Origin of the sequence: Undibacterium sp. GrIS 1.8 (assembly GCF_040544445.1) — a bacterium.
In the GTDB taxonomy this organism is placed as follows: Bacteria; Pseudomonadota; Gammaproteobacteria; order Burkholderiales; family Burkholderiaceae_D; genus Undibacterium.
In genome coordinates this window covers 25,248-44,312 of sequence record NZ_JBEONQ010000019.1, presented here as the reverse complement: position 1 = coordinate 44,312, position 19,065 = coordinate 25,248, and the positions used below count along the sequence as shown (strand labels likewise).

Below are 19,065 nucleotides of genomic sequence, written 5' to 3'. Positions count from 1 at the left end.
TACTATACCGCCAAGTGCCGCTTTACGTCATCCCCATCCATTAAATTTTGATCACCAGAGGCGACTACCTCGCCACGATTTAAAATCACAAAATGATCGGCCAGTTCGCGGGCAAAATCAAAATATTGCTCACACAATAAAATCCCCATATCACCGCGCTCACGCAGCAGGCGGATCAAGCGGCCGATGTCTTTGATGATGGAGGGTTGAATGCCTTCGGTCGGTTCGTCCAGAATGATCAGTTTGGGCTCTGCCAGCAAGGCCCGCGCTATCGCCAACTGTTGTTGTTGACCGCCTGATAAATCACCGCCGCGACGTTGCAGCATTTCTTTTAATACGGGAAAAAGTTCATAAACTTCGCCTTTGATGGTCGATGCTTTTTTGCTCGACAGCGTTGCCATGCCCATTAGCAAATTTTCTTCAACTGTGAGTCTGGCAAAAATTTCACGACCTTGCGGTACGTAGGCAATACCTAGTTTTGCTCTTTCATGCGGCGACAATTTACTGATATTTTTACCGTCCAGCTCTATGCTGCCTTGGGATAATGGGAGCACACCCATCAGACATTTTAATAGCGTCGTTTTACCAACCCCATTACGTCCGAGTAGCGACAAACACTCCCCTTTTTTAACGCTAAGAGAAATACCCCGCAAAGTATGGGATGAGCCATAGTGTTGATGTACTTGTTCGACTTGTAGCATGTCTGATTCCGGTATTAATACATTTTCGTCAGTGTTAGACGGGACATTTTGGCTATAGCTAGAACTTAACGCCCCAAATACACTTCAATTACTTTTTCGTCTGCCTGCACTTGCTGCATCGTGCCTTGGGCTAGCACGGAACCTTCATGCAGCACGGTGACTTTGCCTTGTTGCGCGATCTCGGTGACAAACCCCATATCGTGTTCTACCACCATAATTGAGTGCTTACCGCGCAGCTCGTTGAGTAGCTCAGCCGTACGCGCAGTTTCTGCATCGGACATCCCGGCGACGGGTTCATCCAGCAAGATTAATTGCGGTTCCTGAATCAATAGCATGCCGATTTCCAGCCATTGTTTTTGACCATGAGACAGCAAACCTGCCAATCTATTTTCTTGTCCATTCAGGCGTATTAGTTGCAAGATATTGTCTATCTTGCCGCGTTGTTCGCTATTCAATTTGGCGAATAATGTGGTCTTGACGCGCTTATCCATCTTCATCGCCAGTTCCAGATTGTCGAAGACAGTGTGCTGCTCAAAAACGGTAGGACGCTGGAATTTACGACCAATACCCGCATGCGCGATTTCTACTTCCGTCATTTTGGTCAGATCCATGCTCTGACCAAAAAAAACTTTACCTGATGTTGGTTTGGTTTTTCCGGTGATGATATCCATCATCGTAGTTTTGCCCGCGCCATTGGGACCGATAATGCAACGCAATTCACCGACCGAAATATCCAGATTTAAATTGTTGATCGCTTTAAATCCATCAAACGATACGGTGATGTCTTCCAAGTACAAGATTGCGCCGTGGCTGGTATCAACCTGATTGGATTTGACTCGTTCAAAAGAGGCTGTTGCGTCACCAGTTGCGCTATCGTAGGTTTGGCCAGGCTGCAGTACGGTGCTGTACTCGCTCATACTGCCTCCTTATTTTTTTGGGACTTGTTTTTAAACTTGCTTTTAAACTTATCACTGATTTGTTTAGCAACACCCAAAATACCTTGTTGCATAAACAGCGTGACTAAAATAAAAATCAGACCCAGCGCGTACAACCACAAGTCTGGGAAAGCACCAGTGAACCAGCTTTTTAATCCGTTCACCGTGAAGGCACCAATGATCGGTCCTAGTAATGTTCCTCGTCCGCCGACTGCCGCCCAGATCACCATTTCTATCGAATTACCAGGCGACATTTCAGATGGATTGATGATGCCGACTTGCGGCACGTACAAGGCACCAGCAATTCCGCACAACACCGCAGATAAAGTCCAGACAAACAGCTTGAACCAAAGCGGGTTGTAACCGATAAACATTAGACGTGATTCCGAATCACGCACTGCTTGCAGCACCCGCCCCAGTTTGGATGTAACGATCCAGCGGCATAACATCAGAGCGCTAAATAGGGCGGCTAAGGTGATCAGATATAAAGCGGCTTTGGTGCCGGGCGCAGTAATGTTAAAACCCAGTATCCGTTTGAAATCGGTGAAGCCGTTATTGCCACCAAAGCCAGTGTTATTGCGGAAAAATAGCAACATAAAAGCAAAGGTCATCGCTTGGGTAATGATAGAGAAATACACACCCTTAATTCGTGAGCGGAAGGCAAAAAAACCAAATACAAACGCCAGTACACCGGGTACCAATACGACCAGCGCCATGCAATACCAGAAGTTATCGGTCATTGACCAATACCATGGATAGGTTTTCCAATCGAGGAACACCATAAAGTCCGGTAAGTCACTTTGATACACGCCATCGCGGCCAATTGCCCGCATCAAATACATGCCATGCGCATAGCCACCTAGCGCAAAAAATACACCATGACCCAGCGATAAAATACCGGTGTAACCCCAGACCAGATCAAGTGCCAGCGCCGCCATCGCGTAGCACATAAACTTACCGATCAGGGCAATCGTATAGCTGGAAATGTGTAAGGTATGACCCGCTGGAAAACTTAAATTAAGTATGGGCAACAGGGCGGCAATAAGGACACAAACGATGATGCCGGTCCAGGCCGGACGTGAGAAGAAGGAAGGATTGTTATAGCTTTGTGTTGGGGCGCTGATCATTCGACACTCCTGCCTTTCAGTGCGAATAAACCTTGTGGTCTACGTTGGATGAAGACAATGATGAATACCAGGATGACGATTTTTGCCATCACCGCACCGGCAACGGGTTCTAAAAATTTATTCACTTCGCCCAAGCCGATGGCGGCAATGACGGTGCCCGCCAATTGACCGACGCCGCCCAGTACGACCACCATAAACGAATCAACGATATAGCTTTGACCCAGATCAGGGCCGACATTGCCTAACTGCGACAAGGCGACACCACCCAAGCCGGCAATACCCGAGCCCAAGCCAAAAGTCAGCATATCAATTTTGCCGGTAGCGACGCCAACGCAATCCGCCATACGACGATTTTGTGTCACGGCCCGAACGAACAAACCCATTCTGGTTTTGTTCAAAATTAGCCAGACGACAAACACGACGATGAAGGCGAAAAAAATGATGAAGATGCGGTTGTACGACAATACCAGCGATCCCAACACCGTAATGCCACCAGACATCCAGGATGGATTAGAAACCTCCACATTTTGCGCGCCGAAAATAGTGCGTACCGTTTGCATCAGCATCAGGCTAATACCCCAGGTACAGAGTAAGGTTTCTAGCGGTCGGCCGTATAGCCAACGAATGACAGTACGTTCTAAAAAAATCCCCACCGCACCAGCAACAATAAAAGCGGCAGGTAGCGCGACGATCAAATAGGCGTCCAGCGCACCAGGGATGAATTTGCGGAATAGCATTTGCACGACATAGGTAGTGTAAGCACCGATCATCAATAACTCGCCATGCGCCATATTGATGATGCCCATCAAACCAAAGGTAATCGCAAGGCCCAGCGCGGTGAGTAGTAAGACGCTACCTAGGGACACACCATAGAATAAATTACCAATGAACTCGGTACGTGCCAGCCGGGAATCAATGGCTTTTAAGGTCGCGCTGACCTCTGTCCGGATGCTGGCATCTGCTTCAATAAAACTACCGTTGGGATTTTTATCCAGCATTTTTTGCAGCAAAGGTTTGAGCTTGGCATTACTGCTGCCGACTAAGGAAGTGACAGCGGCTTTACGTTGCGCTGCACCGGGTGATTGCAGGTTAGCGGTGGCAATCACCAGTTGTAAAAGCGATTTCACCTCGGGATCGGATTCTTTTGCATAGGCTTTGCTGATGAGCGGTAGCTGTTCCAAGCTGGCATCGGTTTGCAAGCTAGTGGCTGCTGCCAGGCGTACAGATTTGTCTGCAGAAAATAACTTCAGGCCGGAGAGGGCATTGTCGATAGCACCACGCAGACGATTATTGATACTGATCGCATCGCTACCGTCGGGTAATTTACTGGATTTTCCGGTGGCGGGATTGTAGGCATTGTCGCCATCGACGATCAAAACTGCGCCGTCTGTTGTGGTGTATAGCGATTCGCTTTTGAGTGCATTTAAAACTTTGCTGCTATCGTCATTTGCCAGTGCTGCTATCTCGGTGACTGCGGCGATACGGGTATCGGGATCATCGCTGTTTAAGCCTTGTAAAAGTTTGGCATCAATCGCAGCTTGCGCGGCGCAACTCATGCAAAACAGGACAGTCAAAATACTGAATTGGAATATTTTCATAGGATATTTTGAGGTCGATTTTGAGTACTGCCAGACTTACCTTACAGAGATGAAGGTACAAAAGTACAAAAAGGATGTCCATTATTTCTGCGGCTTCCAGGCCAATTATGGTCTGGAGACCGCCAAATCATTGGACGTTGAAAATTAGAAATTTCTAAAAACCAGTTAATTAAGAGCCCACAAAATAATTAAATACGACTTAATACGACCTAATACGATGCGCGTCATTCCTGCGTGCTTTTAGTAGGAATCCAGAGACGTATGTGGATGACAACACGTCTCTGGACTTCTGCCTAGCTAGCAGGAGCGACGGACAAGCAGATAGTTTTTTTGAAGCCCCGCTATCACTATCGCGCTATTACATTTTTTGCTTTGCCTCATTACCAGGGATGTACGGACTCCAAGGTTGTGCGCGAATAGTTTCTTTCGTTTTATAAACGACATTGAACTGGCCATCCGCTTTGATCTCACCGATCATTACTGGCTTATGTAAATGATGATTGGTTGCATCCATGCTTAAGACAAAGCCAGACGGTGCTTTAAAGGTTTGTCCGCCCATTGCTGCAATTACTTTGTCGGTATCAGTAGATTTGGCTTTTTCTACTGCTTGCTTCCACATATAGATACCGACATACGTCGCTTCCATCGGATCGTTAGTCACAGCGGTAGCTGCATTCGGTAATTTTTTGGCGACCGCGTAGTCTTTCCATTTTTTAATGAACTCGGTGTTGACCGGATTTTTTACCGACTCAAAATAATTCCAAGCTGCCAGATGGCCGACTAAGGGCTTGGTATCAACACCGCGTAGTTCTTCCTCGCCGACTGAGAAGGCGACGACAGGGACGTCGGTCGCTTTCAGACCTGCATTACCCAATTCTTTATAAAACGGTACGTTGGAGTCGCCATTGATCGTGGAGATGACGGCAGTTTTGCCACCAGCGGAGAATTTCTTGATATTGGCAACAATCGTCTGATAATCAGAATGACCAAACGGGGTGTAGGCCTCGTCAATATCAGTATCCTTCACGCCCTTGCTGTGCAAAAAGGACCGTAAGATTTTGTTGGTAGTGCGTGGATAAACATAGTCAGTGCCGAGCAGAACAAAGCGCTTGGCTCCGCCGCCTTCTTTTGACATCAGATATTCCACCGCTGGTATCGCTTGTTGATTTGGGGCGGCACCAGTGTAAAACACGTTTTTCTCTAGCTCTTCACCCTCGTACTGCACAGGGTAGAACAGCAGGCTATTAAGTTCTTTAAATACCGGCAAGACAGATTTACGGGATACCGATGTCCAGCAACCAAACACGACCGACACCTTATCTTGTGAAATCAGTTGCCGCGCTTTCTCTGCAAACAAGGGCCAATTGGAGGCGGGATCGACGATCACCGGCTCCAGCTTTTTACCCATTACGCCACCTTTGGCATTGATCTCATCAATCGTCATTAATGCCACGTCTTTGAGGGAAGTCTCGGAAATTGCCATCGTGCCCGACAGCGAATGTAAAATTCCGACTTTAATCGTATCTGCTGCCAATGCCTGTGCCATCCAGGTTGATGCAGTCAAAGCCATAGCGCCGAGTGCGGTCGCTTTTAGTACGGTACGACGTGACATAATTTCTCCTTGGTGTTGAAGTAATAGACGTGTAGTAATGAGCGTAGTTGAGAGCCTGATGACTAATTTATTTGGGTATGTATAAGTGTGTGAGTAATTCCTATTTGGTTGAGAGACAATCGCAGCAAACCATCATCGTACTGAGCCACGACATTGCAAATACTTGCTGCGATAATTACTTTGCCATTTTCACGTAGCAATATCACTGTGACGGACTTCCTAAAAGTAGGAATTATTTGTACGCAATAAAAATAAATAGCAGTTTATGTGCCAGCTTGTGCGCTACGTTCACTACTAGCTACTCAACCCCATATAGACCAAAAGCCTAGATTTGTTTGCTACAAATATGTGCAGAGAAATGGTTTAAATCCCTTCTTTCGTGCGTAGTGAGAATATCTACAACAACTGACAGATGTTGGTGCAAGCTTAATTGCTGAAAATACTGAATTGACAGGGTGAGTGCTTCATCTAGCCGAACCCCATGCCCCCAAGTCGAATCCAGCCGAATTCGGCCGAATCTTGCTATCATGCAGTTTTTGCCCACCTACCAATCCAAACACTCATGTTCGATTTCCTTTTTAAGCGCAAACCTAAAGCAACATCTTCCTCTGCCAATAGCAATTTAGCCGCCGCTAACGCTGCCAGCCTGGCGAGCGTTGCCAAAGCAGATCAACAGCAACAAATTGCCCAGGCGCGTGCCGCTGCCTTGGCTAAGTTAGAGAGTCTGGCAAGCAATCCCGGTGCAGAAGACGCAATCGTTAGCTTGTTATTATCTTGTGATTTTGCTGACGGTCGTTTTAAAGCGGCTAATCATGTACACAGCGCAGCCGCGCTGCAAAAAGTACTGAGCGCAATGCGCAACACAGATAAGCGTGTTGCCAAACTGATGCAGGCACGTTTGGATGTGCTGGCGCAAGCAGATCAACAGCAACAACTGGCTTTGCGCTGTATCAATCAAGCGCAGCAGTTGGGTTTACAAGCTAGCTTAAATCCGCAGCAAATTGCTGATCTGGATAAGTTGGTGGCAGGCCTCAAACATTTTCCCGATGCTTTAAAAGCAGAATTTGATGCCCACTACACGATATTGCAAACACGCTTGCAGGCACAGACGGCGCTGCAAAGACAGGTGCTGGATCTGGTACAGCATTTGACCATATCCCAAGGGATTGCTGACGACGCCCATGGCGCTCAGTTGGATATATGGCAGCAAGCCTTTGATTTATGCTTGCAACAGGCAGAAGCTGTGGCTTTACCTAAAAATTTGCTGGCAGATTTCACGCATAAAATGCAGGCCGCACGTGAACAATGGGCGCAACTACAAAAGCAAAAAATAGCCGATGCTAAAACCTACATATCAGCACCAGTGTCAGCACCTGTAGCTACGACGATTGAATCAAGCACAGAATTTGTCGCTGCTGAAACTTCAGACAGCGTAGATGTAGCGCCTGCTAATGCAATGCATACTGATCCAACATCGACGGAAAAGCCTGCGCAAATTACGACGCCTTCATCAAAGGCTAAACCAGTCAAGCTGGTACAGGTCAGCACAGAGCAAATTTTGGCGGCGATCCAAGATATGGAGGCAGCCTTGGAGCAGGGTAGTGCGTTGCTGGCGCAAAAACTGGAGCGTGAGGTATTGCGTGGTGTTGATCTCAAACACACTGGCTTAAATGCAGAGCAAAAAGAACGTTTATTCAAAGTCCAGAGCGAGCTTGGGCGATTACTGTCATGGGCCAAATGGGGTGGCAGTATCTCCCGCGATGAACTGATCAAAGCGGCAGAAGAATTGCCATCAAAAGAATTGGAACCTGATAATCTGGCAAAAAAAGTAAGCGGCTTGCGTGAGCGCTGGAAGTCTTTAGAAGCTAGCACTGGCGGTGCGGCTAGAGAAATCTGGGATCGCTTTGATACCGCCTGCAATCTGGCCTATGCACCGGCTGCTGCTTATTTTCAGCAATTAGCAGAAGAGCGCAAAGTTAATTTGGAAAAGGCTGAACTACAACTAAGCGAGTGGCGCATTACTGCTGATGCCTTATTGCAGACAATACAGACAGCACCAGATTGGAAAGTCATCTCACAAACTGCGATGCAGATGAAGCAAACCTGGCAAACATTATCTGCGGTTGATCGTAAAAATAAAGCCCGGGTTGATGGACAATTTTATGCAATTTATCAGTCCTTATCACAGCCCTTAGAGCAGCAAAGAAAAGCAGAGGTCGCGTCGCGTGAGCAATTAATTGCGCAAGTCGCCGCCCTCGATCCGCAGCAGCGTGACTCGGTTGATCAGTTGCGTGCCTTACAAGCGCGCTGGCAAGAGCAGGCGCAAGCTCTGCCTTTGCGTCGTAAAGATGAGCAAGCATTGTGGGAGAAATTCCGCGCAGCCTGCGACGGCTTGTTTGCGCAACGCAAAGCGGTGTCTGATAGCGCAGATGCGGAACGCAAGGCTAACCTGCAAGCCAAACAAACTTTGTGTACGAGCTTAGAGCGAGCGCCGTCGGCAGACGCTTTGTCCGAATCAGCAATCAAACAATTATTGCAAGAGGCGGCAAATACCTGGCGCTCAATCGGGTATGTGCCGCGTGGTGAAGAGAATGAAATTGATCGCCGTTATGAGAACGCCGTCGCGCAATTAAAACGACTTTTACAACAAGCACATGATGAAAAAAGTCAGGCTGGTAAAAAGCTGCTACAAGCGAAGCTTCGTTTGTGTCAGCAGCTAGAGGCAGCTTTTGTAGAGGATACGAGTAAGGCACAAACGCTGATGTCACAACTCTCGGCGGAATGGCAGCAATTATCATCTCAGGCAACACTGACAGCAAAGCCATCAACTAAGTTACCAGGTAAATTAGATTCAGAATTAGATAAGCGGTTTGCGGCGATTAGTCAGGCAGTACAAAATAGTGACGCCTCCTATGCTAATCTGCTGCAAAAAAATGCGGACTCGGCAGCACAAAGTATTTTGCAATTAGAGATTTTAAATAGTATTGATAGCCCACCAGAACTGGCGAGAACACGCCTGCAAATTCAAGTAGATGTATTGCAAGCAGCCCTCAGATCTGGCAATAACGCAGATGCTGCCAAAGAGCAGTTGCACCGTTTGTGTAGTTTGCCGGTACTGTTAGACCTAACCCAACGGCAGCGCCTGGATAAGCTGTTGATGCTTAACCTTACTTAAGATTACCTAATTTAAGATTGCCTGATTAATTTTTAGTGAGAAAAATCATGTCTTATTTATTTCCGCCTAAAGTTGTGAGCGTGCCTGTCGCTAATTCTGAGCTGCTTTTTCCTGTTCATAGAATTTACTGTGTTGGCCGTAACTATGTTGAGCATGCAAAAGAAATGGGCTGGACAGGCCGCGAAGCACCATTCTTTTTTATGAAGCCAGCCGATGCCGTGCTGCCAGTTGCCTATGGACAAACCGGCGAGATGCCTTATCCCGGCATGACCAATAATTTGCATTACGAGGTTGAGCTGGTGGTCGCTATTGGTAAAGGCGGTAAAAATATTTCAGTCGAAGCCGCTGCCGGACACGTCTGGGGTTACGCCGTTGGTTTGGATATGACCAGACGCGATTTGCAAGCGGAATCCAAAGACCAAGGGCGCCCTTGGGATACCGCAAAAGGATTTGATTTTTCTGCGCCCATCTCACCGTTGCATCCCATTGCTGACACCGGTTGGATTGAGCAGGGCAATATCCATCTGGATGTAAATGGCGTACAAAAGCAAGACAGCGATATCAAAAAGCTCATCTGGAATGTAGCGGAAGTGATTTCGACGCTGTCTACATTTTATGAGTTGCAAGAGGGTGACTTGATCTACTCTGGCACACCGGAAGGCGTCGGCCCCGTTAAGATCGGCGATTTGATGGAAGCAAGTATTGAGGGTCTGGGCGACCTAAAAGTACGCATGGCTAAAGCCGATTAGGGTGACTACGCTGCCTAAGCGAACATCGATCTCAATATCAACCTTCATATCAACCTTCATATCAACCTTAATATCAAACTGATTATTCAACTCGATATCTCATGAAACTATATGGCTACTTTCGCAGTTCTGCATCTTATCGGGTGCGGATTGCATTGAATCTCAAGGGACTCGATTACCAATCGATACCTGTGCATTTGGTAAAAAATGGTGGTGAGCAATTTTCTGAACAATTTCGTTCGCTGAATCCTGATGCCTTAGTACCCGCTTTTTTGCCAGATCAATCGACTGACGACAGTGCGGACACTGCATCCTCAATGACAAACTCGCTCACACAGTCATTGGCGATCATAGAATATCTGGAAGAGGTTTATCCCGCGATTCCGCTGTTACCAAAAGAGGCTATAGCCCGTGCCCATATACGTGCATTCGCGCTGGCAATCGCATGTGAAATCCACCCCGTAAATAATTTGCGGGTACTCAAATATTTGAGTGCAAACTTAGGCGTGAGCGATGAGCAAAAGACGGCTTGGTACAAACATTGGTGTGAGCCTGGATTGATGGTCTTAGAAAAAAAATTAGCAAGCGATTCGCGTACTGGTTTGTTCTGTTTTGGTGATACGCCGACGCTGGCAGATTGTTGTCTGATACCGCAGATTTTTAATGCACAGCGTTTCAATTGCGATCTAAGCCAGATGCCCACTTTGACAAGAATTAATCAGCATTGTCTTACTATCCCCGCCTTTATCAATGCGTCACCTGTGATGCAGCCAGACGCTGAATAACGTCATTGGGTAGCGTCACTGACTAACGCGATTGTTAGGCCTTGCACCTTATCGTTGCTTAAACAAAAAAAGGAATGCTGATTTGCTCAGCATTCCTTTTTTATTTCAGTAATTATTTATTACAGTCTAATTTGGCAGATCTTGCTTAGGAAACTCTGCCCCCAAGGTGTCGGTCAGAACCGAAATCAAAATAGAGCGCGTCAGTTTTGATTTGGTGGTGTAGCCATCAATGGCTAATTCATGATTAACTACTTTTTCTGGCGCATAGCCTGGTTGGCCGGTTCGAAGCACAATGCGCAGATTATCTCTGCCAAGCTCATTGCGGATAACGCTGACCAGCTTTAGTCCCGCATCCACCGTCTCCATTACGACATCAAGCAACACTAGTGCGATATCACCGTGATCAACAATCACTTGTCTGGCTTCTCTTGCAGAATACGCGTGTAAAAATTCTAACGGTCTGCCATGTATTTGCACTCCGCTGAGCGCGAGCAAAGTTGTGTCATGCACGTTGCTGTCGTCATCAGCGATTAAAATTTTCCAGGGAATTGCTCCCAATTTGGGGTCGTCGACGTCGGTATCTTCATCAAGGAAGTCGATCAAGTCATCATCGTTTTTGCTCACAGAGCAGCTAGATATCAGGTCATCTAACAAATAATTACCGATACCTGTCTTTTTTACTTCATCTAATCCAATACCAGAGGCCAGCCACTGGTAAGGTATTGGCGTTTGCATGTGGGGTTGAACATGCATTTGAGCCAACAAGCCGGGCATCTTACTGTGTTGAGACTTCATCAGTTTTCTCCCTGTTGCTTGGGTTAAATTTTTTTCTTACTTCATCTTATGTGAAGCAATGACGATAATCAAGAGCAAGTACATTTTTTTTAAAAATGACAACTAAATTGCGCGTTTAGTCTCAAATTTTCAACATTGACTCGGTATTGGTTAAGCATCGATTCAACATCATCACTGGATCGGCGATACTTAGGCTAGTTATTACGCAGATGCAAAAAATATGATTTATCTCATTTAAAAGTTCGTCGTGATAACTCTGCTGCAGATCGATTTATCGTATACGAGCATATTTAGTCACCAGTAAGTAATGCAGTGCAATGCGGCAGTGCAGTGCGGCATTGCAGTGCGACTTGCTTCTACCTCTTCACCCGTTTAGACTCAGTTAAGTTTGCTACTAAACGGTGCTATACCTGTACTCTTAATACCTGACTATCAATCGCAATTGATAGCATTCGCCTTTTGCTGGTTAATATTTCTCTTCGCAGAATTTTTATGCCGCTCTCTCTTTTAACTGTTGCTAGCGCTCTCTCCGTCAGTATTAGTACGCTCATGGTGTTGGTGCTGATGTACTTGCAGCATATTGATATTTGCAGGCGTGCAACCCGTTTTTGGATGATTGCTTATGCCTGTGTCGGTGTCAGATATCTTTTCGGGCTGATCGCAGTATTCCAACCCGCTGTATTCCAACTTACTGCATTTCAGCCCGCTGTAGTTCAAACTTATATCAGTGCGGTCGGCGTTGATTTTTTCTTTATCGGGTTTGCTAGTTTCTTCTGGATGGGTACCCGCGTATTTATTGATTTGCCCATATTTAGTAAGCGGATTCTCGTTTTCTCTGGGGCCGTTTCGGTCTGGAGTATTGGAACCCAATTAGTTTTTCCTGAATTGATCTGGCCTGACTTCCTGACGCATTTGTACTGTGGCGGATTACTTTTTGCATCTGCGCTTAGTTTTTTGCGAATACATCAGACTAAGCCCAATTTGGGTCACCTTATCCTCTTCTTGCTGATCTTGATCAGAGGCATGCTATTCATTGGCTTTCCTGTTTTTGCGACGGAAGATATTTTCATCTTTTGGGGTCTTGCAGCGACCAGTTTGATTGACCTGAGCATTGGCATGATGTTGCTGATCGCTGCAATCGTTGATCAGCAACATCACACCGATGCGGCCTTGCATGCGATACAAACAGAAATGGACGTGCGTAAGCATGCAGAACATGTCCTGCAAGAGCGTAAGGCGCTGTTTGAGAAAGTATTCCAACTGGTACCTGTGACCTTGACCGTGACCAGGATGAGGGATGGTTACTATATCGACGTCAATCGTAATTGGAAGTCGCTTTCTGGCTGGTCCAGAGATGAAGTGATCGGCGTTACCTCAGCCGACATCAATTTATGGGCGGAGATTGAACAAAGGAATAAATTAGTAGAGTTGATCAATCGTGATGGTGAAGTGAGAAATATGCAGATCTCTTTTCGTCATCAGGATGGTCACATTTTTCAATGCCGCGTTTCTGGCTCTAAATTTGAATCTGAAAATGAGACCTATTTATTAATAGCCTCGCAAAACATTGAGCAGGAACTTGCAACCGAACAAGCACGGGCTGATGCTGAACGTTTATTACGTGAAAACGAACATAAATATTCCACGATTTTTCAGTTGTCACCGATCCCACTGGGCTTGGTCGATGTTGAAACTAAGTCAGTCATTGAAGTGAATGACATCTGGCTCCAGCAGTTTGGGTTCCCGCGCGAAAAGGTGATCGGACGTACTGCAGTCGAGTTAGCATTTTGGGATAAGCCTGAACAGCGTGCTTTGATGATGCAGCTTCTATTAAATGAGGGACGGGTAGATCGCTTTGAGATGTTGCACCGGCGTTACGATGGTCGCGTATTGACTTGCCTGTTATCTGCGCGCTTGTTTGATATGGCGGGTAATAAAGTCTTCATTTTCAGTTTGCTGGATGTCACCAGGCAGTATCAGGTAGAGCAAGAGATACGTGACATGACCGTGCAGTTAGAAGCCCGCGTCCGGTTGCGAACCTTGAAGCTGGAGCAAGCCAATATCGAATTGGCAGAAGCCATGGAATCATTGCGATACGCGCAAGATGAATTGATACGCTCTGAAAAAATGGCCGCATTAGGTTCTCTGGTTGCCGGTGTCGCGCATGAACTCAACACGCCTATCGGCAACAGTGTCACTGTTGCCAGCACCTTGCAAGACAGGACCAAAGAGCTATTGGACGATGTATCAGCAGGTAAACTGCGACGTTCTGCTTTGGACGAGTACCTGCAAAGTGCAACCACGGGTACTGCGCTGCTGATGAAAACCTTAGGTATTGCGCGCGAACTGATACGCAGCTTTAAGCAAGTCGCGGTTGATCAAGCCAGTAATCAGCGGCGGATATTTGATCTGAAAACTTCTTTAGATGAAGTCATCACGACCTTAGCGCCGATGTTTAATAAAGAGGTGCTGAGTCTGCGGACAGAGTTTAGTCCAGGCATTGTTATGGATAGTTTTCCCGGACCATTAGGACAGATATTGACTAATTTTATGAGCAATGCGCTCAACCATGGCTTTGATGGAATAGATAAAGGTGAGATGAAGGGTGAAATTAAGCGTGAACTTAAGGATGAAATACAGATCACCAGCCGTTTGGTAGACGATCAGCATGTTGAGATTGTTTTTGCTGATAACGGCATTGGTATTCCGGAGGTAGACCAAAAGCGCGTTTTCGATCCGTTTTTTACCACTAAATTAGGGCAGGGCGGATCAGGACTTGGTATGCATATTGTGTACAACCTGGTGACAGGTGTCCTGGGTGGTTCTATCCATCTTGATAGCAAAGTCGGTGAAGGAACTAGCTTTACGATCTTGCTGCCATTGTCCGCACCAGCGATGTCCTCTGATGTGGAGCCGGAAGTGATTGATCTTTAAGTCACACATCTCTCATATCTGTTTCACACATTTTTCAGGCAGCTTATTCATCCGTTTTATTTGCTTAGCTAATTCGCCTATATTCTGCTTATATTAATATACTCATGGTAAGTATATTTATTTGTCCAGGTAATTACTGGTCAATGGGCGTATTTTTAATAAAGTGTGGGGGAGTATATGATATTTGGTAGTGCTAAATCTGGTGCAAGTTTAGAAAAAGACCTTACCTCAGAGGTGTAGATATCTGGGGATGTAAGAACACATAGACACACAGATGCTGAGTATGTTTTCTTCCCCTCTCTATTTTTCCGCAACCCTGTTTTATTTTGATATTGCCGGGCGCTAATTCTCGGTAGCACCTTTTTTGAGAGAAATAATGAACCGTTTTTCAGTTGCATTTTTTTATCTGGTATCGACTTCATTATTATCAGCGACATCGCTACCATCGTTTGCCGCAGATCAGTTGACCACGCCCAACCTCAAGCCTCACTTCAAGTCTGACCTTAAGCCCGACTCTAAAATCGCACAGCAATTCAAAGCAATCTACACAAAAGAAGCTGCGTGGCGGCAGGCGCAGACTGGTGAGTTTGACGAAGATAACGATCGTGGTGTCAGCCCAAGTTTGCCCAAGGTCGGTGCTGTAGTACAGCAAGCAAAGTTGGTGTATTGGTCGGATGTTATGCGCCAGTTAGACAAGATCAATCCTTCAGCTTTATCGACGGAAGATCAGATCAATTACGCCGTGTATCGCGCCCAGATCAAAGCCTTGCTAAATGATCAGATATTGATGGAATATCAAAAGCCTTTGAATGCCGATTCTGCGTTTTGGTCTGACCTGACCTACGCTGCCAGAAAACCTTTATTCAGCTTGGTCGACTATCGTAATTACCTTGCTCAGTTAAAGGATGTGCCACGGTATTTTGCTGAAAACGTCAGCAATATGCGGGCAGGATTGCAGCGCGGCTTTACCCCGCCTAAAGTGACTTTGCTGGGACGCGATGCTTCGGTTGCGTCCGTGATTGACGCCAAGACGGTACAAGACACGGTGTTCTACACGCCCTTCAAGAATATGCCAGCGACGCTTAGTGCGGATCAGCAAAATCAGCTACGTGCTGAAGGTATAAAGGTGATTCAGGATTTGGTGATTCCTGCCCATAAAGAGCTACTGGTTTTTTTGCAGACAGAATATTTCCCCAAAGCGTGTAATGAGCTGAGTGCCGAGAGCCTGCCAGATGGCAAGGCGTATTACCAAGCAAAGATACAAGAGTTCACCACACTGGATTTATCGCCAGACCAGATACATCAAATCGGACTGACCGAGATGGCAAAAATTCGCCAGGAAATGTCAGCCGTCATTCAACAAACAGGATTTAAAGGCGACTTGCCTGCGTTCCTCACTTTTTTACGTACCGACCCTCAGTTTTATGCAAAAACTCCGCAAGACTTATTAATGCGCGCTGCCTATATTGCTAAAAAGTTTGATGGCAAAGCGGCTAATTTTTTCGGCTATTTGCCGCGTATGCGTTTTGCAATTACTCCCGTACCAGATGATCAGGCACCGTTTTATACTTCGGGTCGTGGTGGCCCTGGCATTTATCTGGTGAACACCTATGACTTGCCGTCGCGGGCTTTGTATAGTTTGCCCGCGCTGACCTTGCATGAATCCGCACCGGGTCACGCCTTCCAGATGCCGATCGCGATGGAGCAAAAGCATCGTCCAAAGTTTCGGCAAGGGTATATCTCAGCCTATGGCGAGGGCTGGGCTTTATATGCCGAGCGTTTAGGCACAGAGATGGGCATGTATGAAACTGCTTACGAAAGCTTTGGCATGCTCAGCTACCAAGCCTGGCGCGCTGCGCGTTTGGTGGTGGATACGGGCATCCATGCCAAAGCCTGGACTCGGACGCAGGCACAAAGCTATTTGCATGAGAACACCGCTTTATCAGAGCATGAAATAGAAACCGAAGTCGATCGTTATATCTCATGGCCAGCACAGGCGCTGTCATATTTTTTGGGAGAGATGGCGATCTGGAAAGCTCGCCACAAAGCAGAGGCGGCCTTAAAAGATAAGTTTGATCTGCGTGCTTTTCACGACACGGTATTACAACTTGGCTCGGTGCCGTTGCCGGTATTGGAAGCACGGATTGATCGCTTTATTGCCGAAGGTGGGAAAAGTCCGTATGCCGTTAATGTGGATCATCCTGACGGCCAATAAAGCGAAGTTTAAAGATGATGTTCGCAGATGAGGTCGAATATACTCCCCGTTAATTTTATTAAAAATAGCCGCCAGACCAGTAATTGTATGGACAATATAAATATACTTAATAGGAGTATATATTTGTGTGAGTTGCGTTATTAATGCTGAAGTTTAATAAATCGCTAGATGCTTTATCGTGTTTGCGATCAGATTGATCGCTGAATCTAGTTCTGAATCAGCTTTCCAATCTAGTCTCTAGTCAGAAATTGCCCCAGCCATCGCCGCATCGCCTGGTCATACACTCGATCCGCGATCCGGGCAAAACAGACCAACACCAGTAACAACAGCACACCAGAGAATGGCGCAAAGTCGGCAAGATCATGTAGTCCCAGTTTTTTACTAGCGATGGTGACTAAAATAAATATCGGCACATGCAAAACATATATCGCGTAACTGATTGCGCCTAGAAAAATGCAGATTTTTTTCAGACCAAGAGAGCGAGGTTCGGATCTGGCGGCGAGTACAACAATCAAGGGAAATAAAATGAGCACCGCACCCAAGTCATACCAGGGACGGATGGCGTCAGTCGGTGTCACGGACAGAGTCAGCAGCGTCAATAAAAGTAGTATGGATGATGGAAGTTTAAAGTCCGCCAATACACGCCTTAATGCATCACTAAAAACAGCATCGTTACTCTGCGCACCACCTTGCACACCGCCTTGTACACCACTCAGCCGCGCAATCAATAGACCCATACAAAATGAATACAGCACTCGGGGTATTCCGCCCACCGCATGCGTCCACTTGTAACCTACATCGAGGCTGCCAAAATATACCGTGCAAGCTAGCAAAGCGATGGCAGAAATGGCGATCGTTAATAGTAAGATGCTCGTGTTCAAAAAACGGTGCAAGACCGCATACAAAGCATTGGCGATAAGTTCAAAAAATAGCGACCAGGATGGCGCATTGATCGCATATAACTGCGGCGTAAAAGGTGAGGGCAGCAGCAATATCGCCAACCCCGAGTTAATAATTAAATCGCTGGTACTCCACTGTGCTGCATTCTTCCCTGCCAACACACTAGCCGCGAACGACACAATCCCCAGCACAGTGGCTAACGCATACAAAGGGTACAGCCGGATCAGTCGCAATCGCATAAACCCGCCGGCGGATAAACCATCTGCCAGCCGTTGCGCATAGGCTTTAGCGATCACAAAACCGCTTAAGACAAAAAATAAATCTACCGCCAGATAGCTCTCAGGGAAGTACACCTGGCCAAAATAATCCGCAGTATGAAATAACACAATCAACAAGGCCGCAACACCGCGTATGCCATCGAGCGTCTGGTATTTGTGGAGAGAAAAATCAGTCACACTTTTGACCAACGTAATTTGCGCCAGGCCGTCTGTTGGCTAGTGTTAAGAAAAGTCCATGCAACGAAGCGACTTTGTTTTTGCCCCTGAACCATCGCGATGGTTTTACTGTCATGTACGCCAGCTTGTTTTAGTGCTGCATAAATACCCGGCAGGTTGGCTGATTTGGACACCAAACTACTAAACCAAAAGCAGCGCGTTGGTATCTGAGCGCTTTCTTTAATCATACGCTGTATGAATACCAGTTCTCCACCTGGGCACCAGAGCTCGGCATCGTGCCCACCAAAATTGAGTAATGGCGATGTTGTAGATGCTGGCGAGTTCGCTGTGTTAGCTGAATTTACAGTGGGCGCACTCGCAGCTTCTTTACCAAGATTTTCCCATTTGCGCTGCGTTCCGGCGCTAGCCTCTTTGACGGAGCTATGAAAAGGTGGGTTACATAAGCTCAGGTCAAACCAATCATCATCGCTAACGACGCCTTTAAAAATCGTATTGGCCGAGGTTTGTAAGCGCAATTGTATTGCTGGTTTCATCGCAGGATTTGCCTCTAAAATCGTCTGCGCATTGGTGATTGATTCCGAGTTGATATCAGTGCCGACAAAATGCCAGCCATATTCCTTATTACCAATCAGCGGATAAATACAGCTAGCACCCACACCAATATCTAACACTTGTACCGCTGACCCTTTTGGTATTTTTCCAGCGTTGCCAGATGCCAGCAGATCGGCAAGATAATGCAGATAATCCGCGCGCCCTGGTATAGGTGGACACAAATTATGTGCCGGAATATCCCAGCCCTGAATGCCGTAATAATCCTTAAGCAACGCTCGGTTGAGGGCTTTTACTGCGACAGGATCGGTAAAGTCTATGGTGGTTTTTTGATGTGTTTGCTGTTGAGATTGTTGCGGTGTTTTTTGATGCGTGTTGGTGCTTACCAGCATTGCCAGCTCAGCATCCAATGGGGTCAATCTGGCAAAGTCATAGTGACCTTGATGTCGATTCCGTGGGTGCAAGTGATGGCTGCTATTGGCCGTGCCTGATGGCGGCGTAATTTTTGTCATTGTAGGAGGAGTTTTTTAACCGG

Annotated in this window: 13 protein-coding genes; 5 read left to right on the top strand and 8 right to left on the bottom strand. The window is 46.6% G+C overall.

Annotated features, from left to right (window positions below):
• Nucleotides 1–2: 2 nt before the first annotated feature.
• From urtE to urtA, 5 genes are all read right to left on the bottom strand, one after another.
• Nucleotides 3–701, bottom strand: a complete 699-nt coding sequence (urtE, locus tag AAKU64_RS10905) for an urea ABC transporter ATP-binding subunit UrtE (protein ID WP_354362140.1) — start codon at nt 699–701, stop codon at nt 3–5.
• A 65-nt stretch (nt 702–766) separates the two neighbouring features.
• Nucleotides 767–1,618, bottom strand: a complete 852-nt coding sequence (gene urtD, locus AAKU64_RS10900; RefSeq protein WP_354362139.1) for an urea ABC transporter ATP-binding protein UrtD — start codon at nt 1,616–1,618, stop codon at nt 767–769.
• Complete coding sequence (gene urtC, locus AAKU64_RS10895; protein ID WP_354362138.1) at nt 1,615–2,763, bottom strand: urea ABC transporter permease subunit UrtC; 1,149 nt, start codon at nt 2,761–2,763, stop codon at nt 1,615–1,617. Before urtC ends, urtD begins: the two co-directional genes overlap by 4 nt.
• The gene (gene urtB, locus AAKU64_RS10890) at nt 2,760–4,361 is read right to left on the bottom strand and encodes an urea ABC transporter permease subunit UrtB (RefSeq protein WP_354331245.1); all 1,602 of its coding nucleotides are present in this window, start codon (nt 4,359–4,361) and stop codon (nt 2,760–2,762) included. Before urtB ends, urtC begins: the two co-directional genes overlap by 4 nt.
• Nucleotides 4,362–4,719: 358 nt before the next feature.
• Entirely contained in the window at nt 4,720–5,973 is a 1,254-nt protein-coding gene (gene urtA / locus AAKU64_RS10885; protein WP_322121489.1) for an urea ABC transporter substrate-binding protein, read from the bottom strand.
• A 562-nt stretch (nt 5,974–6,535) separates the two neighbouring features.
• Between urtA and AAKU64_RS10880 the strand changes: the two genes are divergently transcribed.
• The 3 genes from AAKU64_RS10880 (at nt 6,536) to maiA (ending at nt 10,682) form a co-directional block, all read left to right on the top strand.
• Nucleotides 6,536–9,148, top strand: a complete 2,613-nt coding sequence (locus AAKU64_RS10880; protein WP_354362137.1) for a DUF349 domain-containing protein — start codon at nt 6,536–6,538, stop codon at nt 9,146–9,148.
• A gap of 47 nt (nt 9,149–9,195) precedes the next feature.
• Nucleotides 9,196–9,897, top strand: a complete 702-nt coding sequence (locus AAKU64_RS10875; RefSeq protein WP_354331247.1) for a fumarylacetoacetate hydrolase family protein — start codon at nt 9,196–9,198, stop codon at nt 9,895–9,897.
• A 101-nt stretch (nt 9,898–9,998) separates the two neighbouring features.
• Nucleotides 9,999–10,682 carry a maleylacetoacetate isomerase gene (gene maiA, locus AAKU64_RS10870; protein WP_354331249.1) on the top strand — a complete coding sequence of 228 codons (684 nt, stop codon included), beginning with the start codon at nt 9,999–10,001 and terminating at the stop codon, nt 10,680–10,682.
• A 126-nt stretch (nt 10,683–10,808) separates the two neighbouring features.
• On the opposite strand, the gene AAKU64_RS10865 is transcribed toward maiA, so the two are convergent.
• A complete protein-coding gene (locus AAKU64_RS10865; RefSeq protein WP_354331251.1) occupies nt 10,809–11,477 on the bottom strand; it encodes a hypothetical protein in 669 nt (222 codons plus the stop codon).
• A gap of 492 nt (nt 11,478–11,969) precedes the next feature.
• Here AAKU64_RS10865 and AAKU64_RS10860 point away from each other — a divergent pair, with 492 nt between their 5' ends.
• Together AAKU64_RS10860 and AAKU64_RS10855 are read left to right on the top strand one after the other, a co-directional pair.
• Complete coding sequence (locus AAKU64_RS10860; protein ID WP_354362136.1) at nt 11,970–14,411, top strand: PAS domain-containing sensor histidine kinase; 2,442 nt, start codon at nt 11,970–11,972, stop codon at nt 14,409–14,411.
• Nucleotides 14,412–14,787: 376 nt separating this feature from the next.
• On the top strand, nt 14,788–16,626 hold the full coding sequence (locus tag AAKU64_RS10855; protein WP_354362135.1) for a DUF885 domain-containing protein: 1,839 nt from the start codon (nt 14,788–14,790) through the stop codon (nt 16,624–16,626).
• 230 nt (nt 16,627–16,856) lie between these two features.
• On the opposite strand, the gene AAKU64_RS10850 is transcribed toward AAKU64_RS10855, so the two are convergent.
• Nucleotides 16,857–17,981, bottom strand: a complete 1,125-nt coding sequence (locus tag AAKU64_RS10850) for an acyltransferase family protein (RefSeq protein WP_354331266.1) — start codon at nt 17,979–17,981, stop codon at nt 16,857–16,859.
• A complete protein-coding gene (gene rlmF, locus AAKU64_RS10845; protein WP_354331268.1) occupies nt 17,978–19,042 on the bottom strand; it encodes a 23S rRNA (adenine(1618)-N(6))-methyltransferase RlmF in 1,065 nt (354 codons plus the stop codon). Before rlmF ends, AAKU64_RS10850 begins: the two co-directional genes overlap by 4 nt.
• Between the last annotated feature and the right edge of the window lie 23 nt (nt 19,043–19,065).

Bases quoted from the DNA above. Each gene is read 5' to 3' on its own strand.
- urtE (WP_354362140.1), bottom strand. From the start codon at position 701: ATGCTACAAGTCGAACAAGTACATCAACACTATGGCTCATCCCATACT.
- urtD (WP_354362139.1), bottom strand. From the start codon at position 1,618: ATGAGCGAGTACAGCACCGTACTGCAGCCTGGCCAAACCTACGATAGC.
- urtC (WP_354362138.1), bottom strand. From the start codon at position 2,763: ATGATCAGCGCCCCAACACAAAGCTATAACAATCCTTCCTTCTTCTCA.
- urtB (WP_354331245.1), bottom strand. From the start codon at position 4,361: ATGAAAATATTCCAATTCAGTATTTTGACTGTCCTGTTTTGCATGAGT.
- urtA (WP_322121489.1), bottom strand. From the start codon at position 5,973: ATGTCACGTCGTACCGTACTAAAAGCGACCGCACTCGGCGCTATGGCT.
- AAKU64_RS10880 (WP_354362137.1), top strand. From the start codon at position 6,536: ATGTTCGATTTCCTTTTTAAGCGCAAACCTAAAGCAACATCTTCCTCT.
- AAKU64_RS10875 (WP_354331247.1), top strand. From the start codon at position 9,196: ATGTCTTATTTATTTCCGCCTAAAGTTGTGAGCGTGCCTGTCGCTAAT.
- maiA (WP_354331249.1), top strand. From the start codon at position 9,999: ATGAAACTATATGGCTACTTTCGCAGTTCTGCATCTTATCGGGTGCGG.
- AAKU64_RS10865 (WP_354331251.1), bottom strand. From the start codon at position 11,477: ATGAAGTCTCAACACAGTAAGATGCCCGGCTTGTTGGCTCAAATGCAT.
- AAKU64_RS10860 (WP_354362136.1), top strand. From the start codon at position 11,970: ATGCCGCTCTCTCTTTTAACTGTTGCTAGCGCTCTCTCCGTCAGTATT.
- AAKU64_RS10855 (WP_354362135.1), top strand. From the start codon at position 14,788: ATGAACCGTTTTTCAGTTGCATTTTTTTATCTGGTATCGACTTCATTA.
- rlmF (WP_354331268.1), bottom strand. From the start codon at position 19,042: ATGACAAAAATTACGCCGCCATCAGGCACGGCCAATAGCAGCCATCAC.